Raw genomic sequence first — 17,433 nt, forward strand, 5'->3', positions numbered from 1 at the left:
CGCGAAAACATGGGGCTTCTACGATGTGCTGTTCAAGGGCAATGAATTCAGGTTCCAGCGTCCGTACGGCTCGTACGTGATGGAGAACGTGCTGTTCAAGATCTCGTTTCCCGCCGAATTCCATTCGCAGACCGCGGTGGAGGCGGCCATGACGCTGCACCGGCAGCTCGCCGCGCAGGGCAGGAAAGTCGAGGACATCGCGAAGATCACGATCCGCACGCATGAGGCAGCCATTCGCATCATCGACAAGAAGGGGCCGCTGAACAATCCGGCCGATCGCGACCACTGCATCCAGTACATGGTCGCGGTGCCGCTGATCTTCGGGCGCCTGACCGCGGCCGACTACGAGGACGCGATCGCGCAGGACCCGCGCATCGACGCGTTGCGCGCGAAGATCGAATGCGTCGAGGACCCGCAGTACACGAAGGATTATCACGACCCCGAGAAGCGCTCGATCGCCAACGCGCTGACCATTGAATTCAGCGACGGCACGAAGCTCGACGAGGTGGCGGTCGAGTACCCGATCGGCCACAAGCGCCGCCGTGCCGATGGCATTCCGCTGCTGGTCGAGAAATTCCGCACGAACCTCGCGCGGCGTTTCCCGGTGAAACAGCAACAGGCAATTCTCGATGTGTCGCTCGATCAGGCCACGCTCGAAGCCATGCCTGTCAATGAATACGTCGATCTGTACGTTATCTGAGCGACGTAAGCACAACGCGGTGTCGGCGCCACTCGCAATAAAGTGGCGCCGACACGTTCAATGCCGCGACAGCGCGGTGCACCGCGCCAAACCGTGCACCAACGCCATCACACCTTCACCCTCCACGAATAAACTCGGGCAACGGGCGTGAGTCTGGAGTTGGCATTCCGCGCGCGTCAGTCGGCAGACGCTGAGTCTGGAACGCGGTGAAAACGGCAGCAAATCCGTCATCCCGCTGAGCAATCACTGCGCCATCCTGAAAGGCGCCATTTTCCTTGTCATGCTTGCCGCGCGGGTTGCCCTGGTTCATATGCGTCTCGTGAAGGCCATCCTTCTTCGGCAAGAACAGAAAGCCAAATCCGAATACCACGACGTTCTGTGCCGTTGGAACCCAGAAGTCGCGATCATGCAGTTCGCCGCTGCCATTGTCATAAGGGAATGACTGCGACGGTTGACCTTCGTCGATGGTCAAGATCTCGTCGATGATGTCGTTGACGTCCGCGCGATTGCCATTTTCATCTTCGTAGGGAATCGGGCGCATGCGGTGGAGATCGAGCAGGCTGCGGTCTTGCCAGTAGTCGAGCCGAGGAAACCCGCTGGTGTACAGGCCGAAATCAAGCGCCGTCAACTTGGCTGTTAGAGGATCGTCAAAATTCAGATCGGCATAAAAATAGACATCGTCATTGCCGTCCTCACCCGGTTCGGTTGAAGCTGAATTCACGACGACATTGAATGGCGTGTTGTCATTGCCGGTCACTGTAATGACGTAATGCGGGCTGCCTGGATAGGAATCCTTGAAAGGCGCAGCGCGCAGCAGCTTGCCCTTAAACATGCAGTATTCGTTCATGAACTCAGCGGACCTCATTGAAGATTACCGGAACGAAAGGCAGTGATGCCCAATCGGTTACGAATGCAACACCTGCCAGCGCGTCATGCCAGGCGCCGCCGCCTGCCGCTGCCCGGTGCCGATCGCGGCCAGTCCGGCCTGCACCGAATGTGACAGATAAGCGCCTCCAATCAACGCAAGCGCGCAGACGAGCGTTGTCGGACCCGGCACATCAATATGCAGCAGCACCGGCATCAGGAAAAATACCCAGAAAATCAGCATCAGCGCAGGGATCGCTCTGAAAAACCCAATCACCGCAGCCCGTGCCAGACGCACGCCGCCGCCGGTCACCGTCAGCGTAACACCGCCTGTGAGTCCAAGCACCGCCGACAGGACCGTCGAAACAAAAGACATGAAATGTTTCCTGTGTCATGAGTGTGCGATAACGAAATGTTTCATAGGGTCATCACATTCACCCACTCAATCGAGAATACCGTCATCGGTTCATGTTCTGCATGACGAAGCTCTTTCCAGAGGAATTCGGCGTTCGTTATACCGCACCCGGCGATAAAACTTTCTACTCCCGTTCATTTCGACGGGAATCTGAATCGCGCTCTGACCCTCTCCGAAATTTCATATAGCTGATTATATTGACCGTCAAACTGCTAATTAATCGGGCGGAATTGAATTCACTTTTCGAGTAACTCAAAAGATGGATGGCTTTGCAGCTTTCCAGGCGCAACGAACGCAGATCGAGCAGGTAGGGGGCAGTCTCGTTGTGGATCGCTATTGACCATCGCTTAACACGCACCGGCTCCATGTCAGCAACCCTTTCGAGGGCATTTCTATTCAATACATCGGGTTCCGGACGGGAACCGATTCATCATCTTCGCAGTCCATTTGAGATCCTGTCAGGTCTCTCTGATCACATGGCGATGAATCTTCCATCCGAAAGAACGTAACGCGAAAGTGATCGGCGGAAAGCGAAGTTATTTCCGGTAAGGTCGTCAACCATCCCTTAGGATTGGAAACTCAGACATCAATGTCAATGATTGAAGAATCGCGAGTGCCATCAACGTCCGCCCTCATTACAACGCGATTTCCTCATCACTTATTTATCGGATATCTAATGATCGACTCGCGTTTCATATCTTTCTCACAAAGGTGCAGCCACCATGCGTAATCTCGACGAGCACACAATCACGGATGCCGTACTTGCACGGCACGAACGTGCAGGCAGTGCGAGGTTGAAGGAGATCGCCGGAAGCCTGATCCGCCACTTGCACGAATTCGCACGTGAAGTGAATCTCACTGAAGGCGAATGGGAACAGGGTATTCGGTTTCTGACGGAGGTCGGTCACGCGACCAACGACAAGCGCCAGGAATTTATCCTGCTGTCGGACACGCTCGGGCTCTCGATGCTTGTGGTCGCGATGGCGAACCGCAAGCCTGCGGGTTGCACTGAGGCAACGGTGTTCGGTCCATTCTTCGTCGAGGACGCACCTGAGTCTGGAAACGGCGCAGATTTAGCGAACGGCGCGTCGGGTGTGCCGTGTTTCGTGTCCGGGAACATCAAGGGCCCAGGTGGCGAGCCGGTGCATCATGCGCGCATCGACGTCTGGCAGGCGGACGGTGAAGGCCGATATGATGTTCAATACTCCGATGACGGCGAGCACCGCGCTCGTGGCACACTTTATAGCCGCTCGGATGGCAGCCACAACTTCCGATCAATTGTCGGCGAGCCTTATACGATTCCCTATGACGGGCCGGTCGGTCGCATGCTCGATGCGCTAGGCCGTCATGCGTGGCGACCTGCGCATCTGCATTTCATGATTACCGCGCCCGGATATGAACGACTCATCACTCAAGTGTTTCGTGAAGGTGACCCTTATCTTGACTCGGACGCGGTGTTCGGCGTGCGTTCGTCGCTAATCGCACCGTGGGTGCCGCACGACGCGGGCGTTGCACCGGATGGTTCCAGAATCAATACACCGTTTTGTACTCTCAACTTCGACTTTGTGCTTAACCGTGCGTCGTGACAGATGCAAGCGTTGCGGATTGATCCCGCGCGACTCCACCAGTTCGAGCACGCCCCCCGTGCCCGCTCGGTCGCGGCGACGGCGCCGGTTGCCTATCGCGCGGCAAGGGTCGACTACTCAGTCACGCCGCTGCCGGACGCGTTAGGCGACCCATTGGAGGACAGTCGGTTCGGCTTGACCAAGATTCAGAAGACGTATCAACTGTCGGCACTTTGCGAGCAAGCCAAGGTTCAGGGTGAATCCGCCCGAAAGCACCGAAAGCTTTCTACAGCCCCAATCCACTTAGGAACACATCGATCTGTTGTTCAAAACTGGGGCGGTCGTATTCCACCAATGCCATGCGCCATAGGCCTTGCAAGTACGTCGTTATGATAGACGCAACGATCGACGGATCCAGCGACGATGGCAGAATGCCTTCGTCCCGATCACGGACCAGGCGCTCTCGCAGCAAGGCACGGACGTCTTCCAGACCTTTCTTCGCGCGCTTTCGAAGGTCGGGTTCGGACAGTACTTCTTTCGACGCCATCGCGGCGATCATGCAAAGGCGCGACGGTATGTTCGGGTGATCCAGACGATCGAGAACACGCAAGAAAAACGCGCGAATTCCGAGAGCCGCGGTGGGCGCTGACGCCAGCGCGTGCATGCGTGCATGAATTTCTTTTTCTTCATAGCGCTGCAGGCACATCAGATAAAGATTTTTCTTGCTCTTCAGCGTGTTATAGAAAGAGCCCTCGCCGATATCCATCACTTTCAGCAAGTCGCGCAGCCCGGTTCCCGCGTAGCCGGTCTTCCAGAACAGCGACGTTGCCTTGTCCAGCGCCCGGTCATAGTTGAATGCAATTTTGCGTCCCATGGTCACCAGTATACGCCAATTGTAGCGACTGTTAAATAAACCGCTTGACGAAATGGAGGCGGTTGCGTCACAGTTGTAGCAACCGCTACAACTATTTCGATCATCATTGCTCTAACGGCCGTTGCCGGGTCTGCAAGAGCACCTTATGGAGTTGATACATGTCCGCTTCTCACCATGTCCGCTATCCCCGCTTCGATGGTCGACAAGCGCTGGTACTAGCACCCGCCACCGAAAGTCTTGCGCCGTTCGCGGTCCACGTCCCCGAAGCTGCCCTTGACGACTTGCGTATGCGGCTGGAACTCGTCAGATGGCCCGAGCGCGAAACAGTGAACGACTGGTCGCAAGGCGTCCCGCTCGCATGCGCGCAGGCGTTGATCGATTACTGGGCTCGAGACTACGACTGGCGAAAACTCGAGTCGCGCATCAACCGCTTTCCGCAATTCCGTACGCGCATCGATGACGTCGGCATTCATTTCATTCATGCAACCTCGCCTCATCCTCAGGCGCTCCCAATCATCCTCACGCATGGATGGCCCGGCTCGATTGTCGAATTTCTCGATGTAATCGACCGGTTGACTGACCCAACGAAGTTCGGCGGACGGGCCGAAGATGCGTTTCATGTCGTTGTGCCCTCGATACCAGGCTTTGGCTTCTCGGATAAACCTCGCGAGCAAGGTTGGAATACGCAGCGCATTGCCCGAGCCTGGACGGTGCTGATGCGGGATCGGCTCGGATATAAACGCTGGGTTGCCCAAGGGGGCGATTGGGGCTCCGCCATCACGCACGCGCTGGCCAGCCAGCGCCCGGACGGTCTCGTGGCCGCACACGTCAACCTGCCTCTTGTCGCACCTGAAGTACGTCCGAAGCGCCCAAGCGAGGAAGAGCAGCGGGCGTTGCAATCGATCGATCTGTTCCTCGACCACAAGGCCGGATACGCGGACGAGATGAACACGCGACCGCAGACAATCGGCTATGCGCTGAATGATTCCCCGCTGGCATTGGCGATGTGGATATACGAGAAGTTCGGCGAATGGACGGACAACGAAGGCCGCCCCGAAGATGCGCTGACTCGCGATCAGATGCTCGACGATATTTCTCTTTACTGGTTTACCGGAACCGGGGCCACCAGCGCCCGCCTTTACTGGGAAAGTTGCTCCGGCAAAACAATTCGGGAACACACGTTCTTCTCCTCCGCCCGCGCATCGTCTGAGCGGATCGAGCTTCCTATGGCCGCCAGCATCTCCCCTCGTGAAAATTACATCGCGCCACGTGCCTGGGCCGAGGCGGCATGGCCGAACCTCTTCTATTGGCACGAGCTCGACAGAGGCGGGCACTTCGCCGCGTTCGAGCAGCCGGAACTCTTTGCAACTGAACTATCGCAAGCGTTCAGGGCATTCCGGGGCAAGCCGGCTGCACAATGAACTGAATTGGCGGTCAGGCCGAGACGGTCACGGCAGTCTTTGGCGTCGCGTGTGAAGTCGTGCCCGTCCCTCCTGACTGATTGAAGCGATTCCCGTCACCAGGTAGGTTGTGGTTGTGCAACGTGTCAGAGTCCGGTAGCCAAAGGGGGCGGACGGCCCGCTACCCCACGAGGACCGGTGCGCCTTGACGACTTCTCACTTCGTCGCGTCATCACTACGTCGGACCGTAACCGGTCTATTACGAACTACGACGCTTCAGGGCGTCGCGTTGCATGCGTGAAGTTTCGACCGCTCAGATACGCCGCCGCCACCATTGCGTTTTGCTGCTCAGGTGCTCAGGTGCTCAGGTGCTGCCGTCTGAGCCCGGGAACGCCCCGGCCAGGATACTCATGTCCGAAATTGGCTACATCCGAAAGCCCTCGTCCTCTAGAGTCGCCACATGCGTCTCGACCCTGAAACCTGCTACGAAATCCTGCTTTCCAACGACCGCCGCTTCGATGGCTGGTTTTTTGTTGGCGTCTCGTCGACCGGTGTCTATTGCCGTTCGGTATGTCCCGTCCGTACTCCAAAGCGACAAAACTGCCATTTTTTCCCGACCACGGTCGCGGCTGAAAAGGCCGGTTTTCGACCATGTATGCGCTGCCGGCCGGAGCTTGCTCCGGGAAATGGCCTGCTGGATATCTCCGGAAATCTGGCAAGAGCGGCGGCGACACTCATTGAGGAAGGATTTCTAAACGGCAAGACCGTTACGAAGTTGGCGCAACGAATCGGGGTAACCGAGCGCCATTTGCGCCGTATTTTCGTAACAGAGTTTGGCGTGTCGATCATCGAATTTGTGCAGACACATCGTCTGCTAATGGCCAAACGTCTGCTTACCGATACATCGATGCCCATTTCGACGGTCGCATCTGTCGCTGGTTTTGGAAGTGTGCGTCGCTTCAATGATCTGTTCTCAAGGCGCTACGGATTCAACCCGCTAAGACTGCGCAAAGGAAAAGAAAGCGCCTCCGCTACCGATGGAGATATGATCTTCATGCTTTCCTACCGCCCTCCCTTTGCCTGGTCGAGTCTTCTTAATTTTCTGTCTGAGCGTCAAATCAACGGTGTTGAGTACGTGGACGAGCAGATCTATGCACGCGTCGTAGAAATACCAAGACAGAAGGACAACCTGACAGGCTGGATCACCGTCCGGAATCTGCCTCGACGCTATGCGGTAGAGGTCACCGTCGCTCCGTCGCTTATCCGCGTTATTGCGCAGGTGCTCGCATGCGTCAAACGGCTCTTCGATCTCGGTAGCCGTCCCGATCTTATCGACGCGCATCTCGACGAATTTGCATCCGGCCTGCCAGGTATACGTGTGCCAGGCTCGTTCGATGGTATAGAGATCGCCGTCCGTGCAGTCGTCGGTCAGAAGGCTACTCCAGACCAAACGCGCAACATCCTGTCGCGCATCGCTGCCCGCTTTGGCAGCGTTGTTAAAGCGGCGCCATTTGGATTGGTTAATACGTTCCCCTCCGCGCGTACCCTGTCGAGCCTGCATCCAGCGATGCTTGTGGAAATGGGCTTAACCAGAAGGCAAGCCGAAACGATCGGCTATTTGGCCAACGCCGTTGCGAGCGGCGACATCGTGCTTGAACCGATGACGTCGCTTGAGGAGACCCTTGCATTCCTCCGGGCAGTTCCTGGCATCAGCGAATGGGCAGTCCAATACATCGCAATGCGCGCCATGGCCTGGCCCAACGCGTATCCTGAAAGCGACGACGTTGTAATGAAATACCTTTGCGCCGATAGCCCAACCGCCTCCGGGCGACTTGCATCACAGTGGGAACCGTGGCGCGCATACGCAACGATGCATCTATGGCGGCTGCACGAAGTACAGTCGCAAGGTTGAAACGCACAAAATGGGTTACCTATACCGCGACGGTTGTCCGCATGAGAGGGTTAGGCTCCAGGGCGGGGTCCTCCGGACGCAATGATCCCGATTCGCTTCACAAGCCATAAAACACTCCCGCATGCTGCGACACGATTTCATTCACATTCATCTTTGGAGTTTCCAATAAAAGGCAAACCATGTACATACGCACATTTATCCGTAATAAAAATTATCCATTGAAATGGGCAAATACGGGTTTCTTCGTGTTTGCGCGAGCGCTGTGGAGGCGTCTGACATGCCAGACGGAGATTGTGTCCAATACTGTGCCCGGTCGGCAGCTGTCACGAGGGGCCGAATACTCACTGCGCCTTGGACCGCGTCGTCACGTGCGCGTATACGGACAAAAAATCTATTCGGTGCATCATCAAGGTAATACTGAGACGCTAGAAGTCCGATATACCGACGGTGGCCTCAGCCTGTATTCAAGGGTGCCCGTTGTCGTCTACGAGGCAATTATTCAAAAAGAAAACCCCGATGAGACCTTCGATCGGGAAGTATGTTGTCGACGATAGCTACGCGTGCATGAAACTGTCAAATGGCAATACGAACAACTGAATGGATACCCAAGCATGAAGAAAAGTTAACTCGATTGAAAACGGCCTGACATCCGGTGCGGCGTAGTTTGGAGGGCAGTCAGCGACAGGAACCCGTGGCTGGCTGGACCACACACTATGGAGGAAGACACCCATGAAAGCAGCAATCGTGCGCCTGATGCCGCTCGCGTTGATGGCGGCAAGTTCGTTTGCCTTTGCATCCACGCACCTCACCCCACAGGAGTGCAACAGTTATCCGTTCAAACCAGCGAATGGTGCCCCGACGAAGGCGGACGTCAATCGCGAACTGGCGGAACTGGAATCGCTCGGCTATCGTCCCGCGCTCGACAATTATTCGCCCGACATCAGCAATGCCCGAAACCGGTTGAACGCCGAGTACGCGAAAGACTGCCTGCCGGCACGAACGAGCGCAAGCAACCCATCAACGACCGGCTAGGTCTTGCGCGATCAGATGAATGCCGGCCTTTGCGCGGACCGTTGCTCAACGCCGCAATATCCATAGCAGCGCGGATACCACGATCGAAATCACGATGCACGTGACGATCGGGAAATGGAAGCTGAATCCTTCACGGACAATATGAATATCGCCCGGCAGCCGGCCGAATGGGATGCGCGCAAACCAGCGCCATCCCAGGCCAACGAGCACGCAAAGAATGCCAACCACAACCAGGAAACGGTTCATCAACGAAAACTCATCCACGAGAATGACGCCGGTGGATCACACGCAACAGGGGCTTTTATCGACTGCATCGATCTGCCGTTGAACGCGTGACACGTGTGTCATTCTAGCCCGTGTCCCATGGTCTCATCGTCAGTCCTTCAGCACCGCCACCGCGGAGGCCCAGGTCGGCATCAGATCGACCGTGGAGACTGCCTCGTCGCATGCATCGCGAAACGATTCGGAAATCGTGCACCCGTGCCAGAAGTACGATCGATAAAAGCGTGCGAAATATTCCGCGCACAGATCGTCGTCCACATTCCAGCGAAAGCCGACCACCGCTCCTATGCCACCTTTCATCGTCTCCATCGCAGTCACCGCCGACGCGCCCTCGCAGGAGGACAGCACCATCAGATGACAGCCGCCTTCGCTCAGCCATCGGGCAACGGAAGCCATCTTGACGGCAAGCGCTTCGCCAGGCGCCCCAGGCAGGATCAGATAGGTGCCGCCATGCGCGCCGGTGTTCATCGAGTGCCCCGCGAAATGGACGACGTCGAATTCGCCTTCGACGATCGTGTCGCGGAGCCTGTCGCGCAGCGCGAGACCGGATAGCGGTGGATTTTCGTCGCCGATCACGGTCAGCGCCTGTACGCGACGCTTGCCTTCCGGGGTCATGTAATGCGTTAGCGTGTCGAGTTCGCGGTCCACGTTCTCCAGTTTCGAAAATTCCATTCCGCGAATTCTGTTTCCGGCTTCGTCCTTGACCACGTTGGTTTTCGATACCTTGCTCTTCACGAACAGCACCTGGCAGCTGTCCGCGAGCGGCCGCACCGTTTTATCGGTCGAAAGGTCACCCGTCAGCGTGAAGCGGATGTTGCGCGCCGTCGGCACACGTGAACAGAGAAAGCTCCGGTTGTAGTTGACGAGTTCCAGAGGCAGGTTGAATAGCTTTTCGCGTTCAGGCACGCGCAGATCGATCTCAAAGCGAAGATCGACTTCGGTGCGCGGTTCCTCAGCGGCAACCGGCATCATGCGTAACCGTTCGACCAGATGCGTGCCGACCGTATCCTTGATAAGCAGGTTGAAAAGATGTTTTCCCCATGAGCGTAACAGGCTCTGGTTCGCCCTCACATCAAAAGGCGCCCGCTGCTGCTCGATTCCCTCCAGAATTTCGTCGATCGCCGAGTCGTCGTTATAAGCGATCTCACTCGACGAAATCACCTGATACCGGTCGTTGAACACACGATAACGCGCGGAATTCAGGCCGACGTCGATCGTATAGCGCCGGCGCTTCGTGGCGCCGGACAGCGCGAGACCGGCAAGCGCTTCGGCGAAGGCCATCACGTCGCCCTGACCTGACGCCTTGCGCTCCCCGATGCACAGAAGCGACGTGTTGCGCCGGCCGAGCACCCTGCGCTGAATAACTTCGCCGGGTTCCGGCGCGACCACGAGAACGGGTACATCGGGCAGCGTTGTGTCGAGCCACAGGAGAAAATCGATCGCCGGCTTGTCATCGAGCTGAGGGCCCTGGTCCCGGTATTCGCGCACCTGCGCATCGAGAATGATCAGCACGGGACGAATCGCCGCGGCCAGTGACGGGTTCAATGCGTCACGGGCCCTGTCCGCGTACGACTTGCGCGTGATCTTCGCCCCTGAGAACTGAAGCGCTTCCGGAAAATCATCCTTGACGGCGTCGTCGAGTAGCTCCACGTGGCCGATGAACAGTGCTTCCTTTTCATCGTCTTCGGAAACCAGGAGGATGGTCTTTCGGCCACTGTCAGTTGGAGTCATCGCCGGCTCCTGTCAACGGCTCGGGAAACCACATCTTGAACGCCGTCACATTGCCCGATGGATCGCGGTGTGGCGAAGCGGTTTCAAGCCGGCCCGCATGGGCCTGGATCACCCGCCGGATGGCCGCAAGACTGAGGCTGGCATCCTTGCGTGCTTCATCATAGGCGGCCTGCAGCGGGTCCGGCCGACCCGGTTGCGTCGACTCAATGGAGGCATGCGGCTCCGTATGCGCAAACATCAAGTCGAGCCGCACCCGCGGTCCGGTGTACCTGCCCGCGGCGACCGCGCTCAAAGCAATGCGAACCCTGGCGTCTTCGTCCGGCCGCGTCCGGATCAGATAGCCGACGATGGACCGGACGACAAAAGCAAGGCGTCCGTCGTCTCCCATTACGATCGCCGGCCGTTCTCCCAGATCCTTTTCGACGTGGCCGCGATCGCGCTCGGGCAGCGAGTCGATCACGTGTTCGACACACGCGCGTAGATCGACGGGGACCCGCTTACGCATCGGCGCCTGGCGGATCGACAGCGCATCGGCAAGGCGCTCGAACGTGATGTCGGCCTTGCCTATCTCGAGCGCGATACGCTGGAACGCTTCCACAGCGCGATTGGACGAGACCTCGTCTACGCTCCCTACCTCTGCGCTCAAGCGCTTCTGCAACTGATAGGCGATCGACGACGCAAGAGAGAGCGGTGTGCGGGTCTGCCGGGCGACCTCCGACACCGTTTCCCGCAGAAAGCGCAAGTCCCGGACCCATGCTATCGAGCGCACATCCGTAAAGAACCAGAGCACCGCATCGAAGCTCTCGTCGAGTTCCTGACACGTCGCCAGTACGATGCAGCGTTCGTCATGGTCGCCCTTCAGTTCGATACGCCGGTTCGACGTCTTGACCTCGCGATCGAGCACCGACCGTGCGTGCTCGTTGAACGCGTAACGGCTCAGCCTGAAGGGCTCGTCGATCTGCTCGTTCTCGCGCCCCAACATCCGCGCAGCGACCTTGTTCATTTCGAGTACGTCGCCATCCATGCCCGCCAGCAGCACGCCGCGTTCGCTCTCGACCATCAGGCACTCCTTGATCTCGACCAGCATGCGCTGCTCGAGGCCCTCTTCGATCAGCCGGATCAGATCAGTGAGCGTGTCCTTGTCGGGTCCGCGAAATCCGTTCGCATCCCTGGACTCCACGTGAAAAATCCACCGCACACGATTATTCAGCCGGACCGGAATGGTCATGACCGACTTGGTGCCTCGGTTCGGCCGCAAATAACCATAGTGCTCGGTGTTCTTCGCATCCACGTTGTCGATAACGCGCACGACCCCGTGACGCAACGTGTCACCGAGCATCCCTATGTCGATGTTCTGTACGAAATGGGTATCCGCGTCTTCCCGGAACCTCGGGTCCGACACCGACTGGTGGACGAGCTGGAACTGATTCAGGTGACGATCCACGCGAAACAGTGCCGCGAAGTCCCATTTAAGCTTCTCCCGGATCTTGTCGACGATCTGCAAGGCCGCTTCGGTCAGACATTCGGTGGTGGCGACCTGTTGCTTGACTTCTTCGGCGAACGCCCGCTGCTCCTGCTTCATCTGCTCCTCGCAGCGAAGCAGCACGGCTTCGACGCCGAGATCGCGCAACGTCTCGTGGTCTGCGTCGTGGAACTTACGAGGCGCTTTGGAGCATAGCGTAAAGGCGGACGTAGGCCCTTCCGGTCCTCTCACGATCAGCGTGACGGATGATTTGATTTCCGCCGCGAGATAGGCCGCGACAACTTCGCTTTCACGCAACGCTTTGTGTTTCTCTACGTACTCTTCCAGATTGTCGATGCAAAAATTGCCGCTATCGATAAAGGCTTGCACGAGGCCATCAGGTAGCTTCATCCAGCGTTCCGGCCATTTGATGCTGTCTTCCTCGTAGATGGCGGCCGCACGGAACAACGTCATGTCCTCCGCGTAAATGCCGAATATCGCGTGATCGAATTCGATAATCTGCCGGATCTTCGCCACCACCAATCTAAGCCGTTCGCGCCAGTTGCTGTTTTCCGGATTCAATGCGATCTTCGCGATCTCATCCCTGACGCGCTCGTTCGCGGTCGATTCGATCACGACCAGCACGCCGTACGGTCTTCCCTGTGGCGCCATATCCGGCGTGAAGATCAGCTTCGACGGTTCATCAGGGCACCCACCCAGCTTCGGAATGGTCACAAACAGGCTCTTCGATTCCAGCGTGTCCATGCATTGCTCAAGGCATTCCGTGATATTTAAGGCATCGGAACTACTAAACAGCGATGTCAATGGACGGCCGAGCAACGCCTCCTGCGTCACGGCCAGTACCTTCATCGTTTCCGCATTGGCAAAACGGACCGCACCGTCCTCGCTCACGCGCATCACGGTGTAGGGCGTCGATTCGAAGCGCCGGGATTCCATCAGACGGAATCGCGCGCAGTCCGTGACGACCAGAAGCATGCCGGGTGCGGGATAGCCCGCGGCGAGCGACTGTACGATCGCCGGCATTAGCTCGCCGGCAAGCGTCCGATAGCTGCTGTCGACCGGTCCACACGAAGTGCGCAGGGTGACGAGCATCGATGCATCGAGCTCCAGCACCTCCGGCAAAGCACGTCCGACGACATCCGGCAAAAGGGTCTTTAGCGACGCGCTCGCGTCAGTCACGATGTCGTGTGCGTCGACGAGCGCGCAAGGAAGGGGCGAGTTGATCAGTTCGTGCTCGGGATTCGCGTCGTAGCGCTTCGCGTCATCCGCGATGGCTAGTGTTTCGTGCTGCGTGATCGACATGACTGGCCTCCCGACTTCACCCAACCGCCTGTCACCATTCAGGACATTTGCGCCATCGCGGGACAGGCCCTGTGTACGCGCATCACGTCAGATCGCGGCCTGGATCGCGCGCTTCACTTCGATACGCGCGAACGGATGACCCCAGACCGAATAGGCGAGCCAGCTCGGATCGCCTGCGGCTTTGGCGGTCCGCCTTGCGTGCCGCACAGCGCAGACGAGTGTCGCGCCGCCCGCCAGTTTTTCGTAGAAATTCCGTGCAAATAGCGAAGCGGTCTGGTCGCGTACGGACCACATCGGCGCCACCAGAATGCTCGCCTTGCAGGTTTCCAGAAACGCCTGCCCGAGGCCGGCCGCCCCCGTCATACCGTCGTCCTGCATTCCGACCTGGCATGCATTCAGGAAAACGAACGGACGGCTGCCATTTGCAACGCCCTGCAGATAATGCGGACGAAGATAGTCAGGACCACCGGTCGGACCTTGCACCTCGAGCAGCAGCCCGGATTCCCACGGGCGGCCACGCCGGGCCTCGCCATGGCATCCGGCATGAAACAGATCGAATCGCTCGGAGTCGAAAAGCTTCGACATGCGCCGCTTGGTCGCTTGCAGTTCCGTTGCCTGAAAGAGCTGCTTGAGCAGCGCGCGGTCTTGAGTCGTGCTCGGCAACGTGTACGGCGCCGGGTAGTCCGGGATCAGATAAAACGCGCGCGCCGGGTCGATGCTGATACGCGGCGGCGGATAACCCAATGCCGCATTCCAGCGCAGCAGCCCGAGATCCGCCAGAAAACAGCCTTGAGACGGGGGCAAAATTTTGTCCGGATCGCGCAAATAGAGCATCTCCCACGGAATGGAAGGCTCTTTGGTCAATACGCGGACGGCCCCGACACGGTTCTGGATATAGGCGTCCCACAGTGCCTTGCGCACCTTGACGGGGATCAACTGCTCGCACAGCGCCATCCCCTTTAGTCGTAACTCCTCCTGGAAATCCTCCATGATCGCGACGACTCTTTCGGGATTGCTCCTGCTCGCGCGCGCCGCGGTCAACCAATACCGCTCGATGTCGGCATAAATGCCCGCGATATAGTCGAGACGCCGCTGACCATCCAGTTTGACCGACTCCTCTTCGACCATCACGGTCAGTTCGTCCGAACTCAAATCGTACTGGAGCTGCACGTCGCTCTCGTTGCCGGCGGACGTATCGCGAATGCGCAAGTCGATAAGCGCACCTTCGTCCCCATCGAGCGACGCGGTCGCCTGCACCACAAGCTGCTCGGTCTCCGCGATAAAGCTCGGGCACAGAGGAATCGTCACGAGTCTGCGCCCTGCCTGCGTGGCGCTGACCCAGAGTTCCGCTTCGCCCTCGGCGATGCCGCGCACGACGAAGGTCAACGTGCGCGGCACGCCGGCCTCGGGCGGCGCCACAGTCGCTTGCGCCTCGCCGGCGATCGCACAGTTGTGGATCGCCCTTACCGTGACGACAATCGGGTCCACCTCGGCGACGGGTGCAACCGCACTGCCATGCGTCGCCCCCGTCTCGATCGTGCGTATCTCGCGCGAAATATGCACGAGGACGCTTGCCGGTGTCACAAGCCGCGGCCGTGAGCGCATCTCCGCTTCAAACTGGCAGTCGAAGGTCGCAGGTGGCGGCACGATGGGGACGGACGCAACCGACTCCTGCCGAGGCAACGCGGGCACGGGTGCGCCCGCTCGCGGGTCGACCCCCTCGAAAACGACGCCGTGTAGCGAGCCGGTGTCAGACCAGGCGAAGTCAGGCATCGGTATCGCGTTGAAATCATCCGGAGAACCCGCAGCACCCGCGGCGCCCGCCACCGCGCCCCTCACGCCACCGAACGTATCAGTCCGCTTCTTGAGTTCAAGCGCCCACACGGCATCGGGCACCACACCGACGACCGTCCCATTCACGAGAACGACTCTGCGCGAGTCGTCATGCGCGCCACGTTGCGGGCGCGACTCCGCCGGGTTGCCGAGCGTCCAGACGTCGTCGAGCTGCTTCAATTCCCGTTCGTCGCTCTCGACGAACGTCTCGAAGACATCGTGCTTGCGTATCGCCTCGGTCACGCTCATGTCCACTGCCTGCGGCGTGTCGAGTAGGGTCGCGAGCTCCTCCACACGCGTCAGGTGGTAGAAGACTTCGCTCTGTCGCCGCTCCAGCACGACCACCGGCGCCAGCAGATCGGGACTGAGGCTTCGCGCCGCCTCTGGCGCGCTCGTATCACCATCGATCACCTGCACGCCGGTGTGCACCCGCGAATACAGCGCTGGCGTGTCCAGCAGCCATTCGCCGAGCAGATCGCATAGCTCGGCGGATGTGAAGTAAATCGTGTGGTAGATACGCTCTTCCGAGGACAGCGGGTGCGACGCCTGCTGGACCAACGACGCATGACAGCCGAACTCGCTCATCATCGCGCAGTCCACGACGAGATCGTTGGCGTCGTTGAACAGCCGGTTGGCGACGTGATACATCAAGTAGTCGCGCACGCCGTCAGCGAAACCGGGCGCGGGACCTTGATCGATCTGAAACGCTGCGCCTGTCCGGTAGTAGCGCGTCGTCGCCAGCGTGCCGGGGTGAATCGGCGATTCATTGAGATCGCGCACATATTCGCTGTCCGGCTGCATCGCCGCTATGCCGGGTACGCGCACTTCGTCGGCCGCGGCGGCCGCGATGTCCTGAACGAACTCGCTGATGCTTTTCACCGTTTCGCTTGCAATGGCCGCGCCAGTGCCGAAGCCAGGAATCCAGCCCGCCGCGTGGGTGCCAGCGAGGACCAGATTCGTGTAGATGTCGAGCATGCGCTTCCAGTTCTCCGGCCGCGCAAGGTTCGTTCCGCCATTCGTGCACCCGACGAACACGAGCCGCCGAATGATCAGCGGGAACTGCCGCTGCGGCAAAACGCGTTCCGTCAGATAACGCAGCACGAGGCCGCCGCGGCTGAACGCGATGGCATCGAGTTCGGCGTCGTCGGCGAGATTCAGCGACAGCAGCGCCTGCGCAAGTTTTTCGGCATTCTGAAGCGGGTTTTCAGTTAGCGTACGGTGATCGAAACCGATCACGAGATCGTACTTCGCGAGTACGGCTGCAAGAATGCCGAGGCCGGTGCCTTGTTCACCACACAGTGCGCCGAAGCTGCCCCTCGTGTTCGAAAAAGTGCCGTGCACAAGAAGCAGCACCTTGCGAGGTCGCCCGTCGATAGGCGGCGCATCGCCATGTACCCAGTGCGCGGGATCGTAACCGGTGATGCGGACGATCCCCTCCGATACGTCGCGCTCGAGCCATGGCGTGAGGGTCTCGACCGCGCTGCGCGCGGCGAAGCGCAGCACATACACGCGGATCTGACTCGCCAGCCAATCGGCAATGATGTCGTGAATCCATCCGCGCGTATCGGCATCGCCGTCGTCGGGCTCAGGCGACGGATCGAGCCTGAAGCGCAGCGTGCCCGTTGTGCCGCGCACATGCACCGCGCCGGACTCGCCGGGGGTGTCGTCTTCGGGGTAACGCCACGATAGCGCACCGTCACGCTCGACCAGCACGACCGCATGCCGGTCCGGTTCGATGGGCACATTCATCTCGACCGGCTCGACCGCAATGGCCGTGGCGCCAGGCGCGAGCGTCAACTGAATCGCGTCATCGCGCTCGAAACCGGCAACATCGAAAAGGTCCGACAGATCATCCGAATGAAGCGGCCCACGAACTCCGATGCCACCTGCCAACGAAGCGTCCGGGAGTTCTTCCAGGTCGATGCCGTCGGGGAAGGTCACTTCGATTCCGGATGCGGTACGGTGACTCGCCATGGCTCCCCCCACGCGGATTGGCCGTGCGAGTCAGGCACTCCCAGGCAATCCGAATTGACTCAGGTC

Annotated in this window: 12 protein-coding genes and 1 pseudogene; 6 read left to right on the forward strand and 7 right to left on the reverse strand. The window is 59.0% G+C overall.

What is annotated here, in order from left to right; genetic code table 11:
• The coding region (locus tag HV796_RS30805; RefSeq protein WP_175231398.1) for an MmgE/PrpD family protein at window positions 1-700 on the forward strand (700 nt) is incomplete at its 5' end.
• A gap of 115 nt (window positions 701-815) precedes the next feature.
• On the opposite strand, the gene HV796_RS30810 is transcribed toward HV796_RS30805, so the two are convergent.
• Complete coding sequence (locus HV796_RS30810; RefSeq protein ID WP_175231401.1) at window positions 816-1,547, reverse strand: DUF2278 family protein; 732 nt, start codon at window positions 1,545-1,547, stop codon at window positions 816-818.
• Between the two features lie 66 nt (window positions 1,548-1,613).
• Window positions 1,614-1,940, reverse strand: a pseudogene (locus tag HV796_RS30815) (ABC transporter permease subunit); the annotation flags it as partial.
• A gap of 761 nt (window positions 1,941-2,701) precedes the next feature.
• Between HV796_RS30815 and HV796_RS30820 the strand changes: the two are divergent.
• Window positions 2,702-3,565, forward strand: coding sequence for an intradiol ring-cleavage dioxygenase (locus tag HV796_RS30820; RefSeq protein WP_175231406.1), 864 nt, complete (start codon window positions 2,702-2,704; stop codon window positions 3,563-3,565).
• A 265-nt stretch (window positions 3,566-3,830) separates the two neighbouring features.
• On the opposite strand, the gene HV796_RS30825 is transcribed toward HV796_RS30820, so the two are convergent.
• Window positions 3,831-4,418 carry a TetR/AcrR family transcriptional regulator gene (locus HV796_RS30825; RefSeq protein WP_175231408.1) on the reverse strand — a complete coding sequence of 196 codons (588 nt, stop codon included), beginning with the start codon at window positions 4,416-4,418 and terminating at the stop codon, window positions 3,831-3,833.
• Between the two features lie 158 nt (window positions 4,419-4,576).
• Between HV796_RS30825 and HV796_RS30830 the strand changes: the two genes are divergently transcribed.
• The 4 genes from HV796_RS30830 to HV796_RS30845 all read left to right on the forward strand — a co-directional run bounded on the left by HV796_RS30830 (window position 4,577) and on the right by HV796_RS30845 (window position 8,762).
• Window positions 4,577-5,839, forward strand: a complete 1,263-nt coding sequence (locus HV796_RS30830) for an epoxide hydrolase family protein (protein WP_175231411.1) — start codon at window positions 4,577-4,579, stop codon at window positions 5,837-5,839.
• 439 nt (window positions 5,840-6,278) lie between these two features.
• Window positions 6,279-7,730 (forward strand): DNA-3-methyladenine glycosylase 2 family protein, encoded by a 1,452-nt coding sequence (locus HV796_RS30835; protein WP_175231414.1) that lies wholly within the window; start codon window positions 6,279-6,281, stop codon window positions 7,728-7,730.
• 179 nt (window positions 7,731-7,909) lie between these two features.
• Complete coding sequence (locus HV796_RS45905; RefSeq protein ID WP_175231416.1) at window positions 7,910-8,284, forward strand: KTSC domain-containing protein; 375 nt, start codon at window positions 7,910-7,912, stop codon at window positions 8,282-8,284.
• A gap of 175 nt (window positions 8,285-8,459) precedes the next feature.
• Window positions 8,460-8,762: a DUF4148 domain-containing protein gene (locus tag HV796_RS30845; RefSeq protein WP_175231419.1), complete on the forward strand. Its 303-nt coding sequence runs from the start codon at window positions 8,460-8,462 to the stop codon at window positions 8,760-8,762.
• 45 nt (window positions 8,763-8,807) lie between these two features.
• Here the strand turns inward: HV796_RS30845 and HV796_RS30850 are convergent, their stop codons facing one another.
• The 4 genes from HV796_RS30850 to HV796_RS30865 form a co-directional block, all read right to left on the reverse strand.
• Window positions 8,808-9,008 carry a DUF2905 domain-containing protein gene (locus tag HV796_RS30850; protein WP_175231422.1) on the reverse strand — a complete coding sequence of 67 codons (201 nt, stop codon included), beginning with the start codon at window positions 9,006-9,008 and terminating at the stop codon, window positions 8,808-8,810.
• Window positions 9,009-9,137: 129 nt separating this feature from the next.
• The gene (locus HV796_RS30855) at window positions 9,138-10,775 is read right to left on the reverse strand and encodes a CHAT domain-containing protein (protein ID WP_175231424.1); all 1,638 of its coding nucleotides are present in this window, start codon (window positions 10,773-10,775) and stop codon (window positions 9,138-9,140) included.
• Window positions 10,762-13,560 (reverse strand): GAF domain-containing protein, encoded by a 2,799-nt coding sequence (locus HV796_RS30860; protein WP_175231427.1) that lies wholly within the window; start codon window positions 13,558-13,560, stop codon window positions 10,762-10,764. Before HV796_RS30860 ends, HV796_RS30855 begins: the two co-directional genes overlap by 14 nt.
• An 87-nt stretch (window positions 13,561-13,647) precedes the next feature.
• Entirely contained in the window at window positions 13,648-17,367 is a 3,720-nt protein-coding gene (locus HV796_RS30865; RefSeq protein WP_175231430.1) for a DUF7379 domain-containing protein, read from the reverse strand.
• Window positions 17,368-17,433 lie beyond the last annotated feature (66 nt).

The organism is Paraburkholderia humisilvae, from assembly GCF_902859855.1.
In the GTDB taxonomy this organism is placed as follows: domain Bacteria; phylum Pseudomonadota; class Gammaproteobacteria; order Burkholderiales; family Burkholderiaceae; genus Paraburkholderia; species Paraburkholderia humisilvae.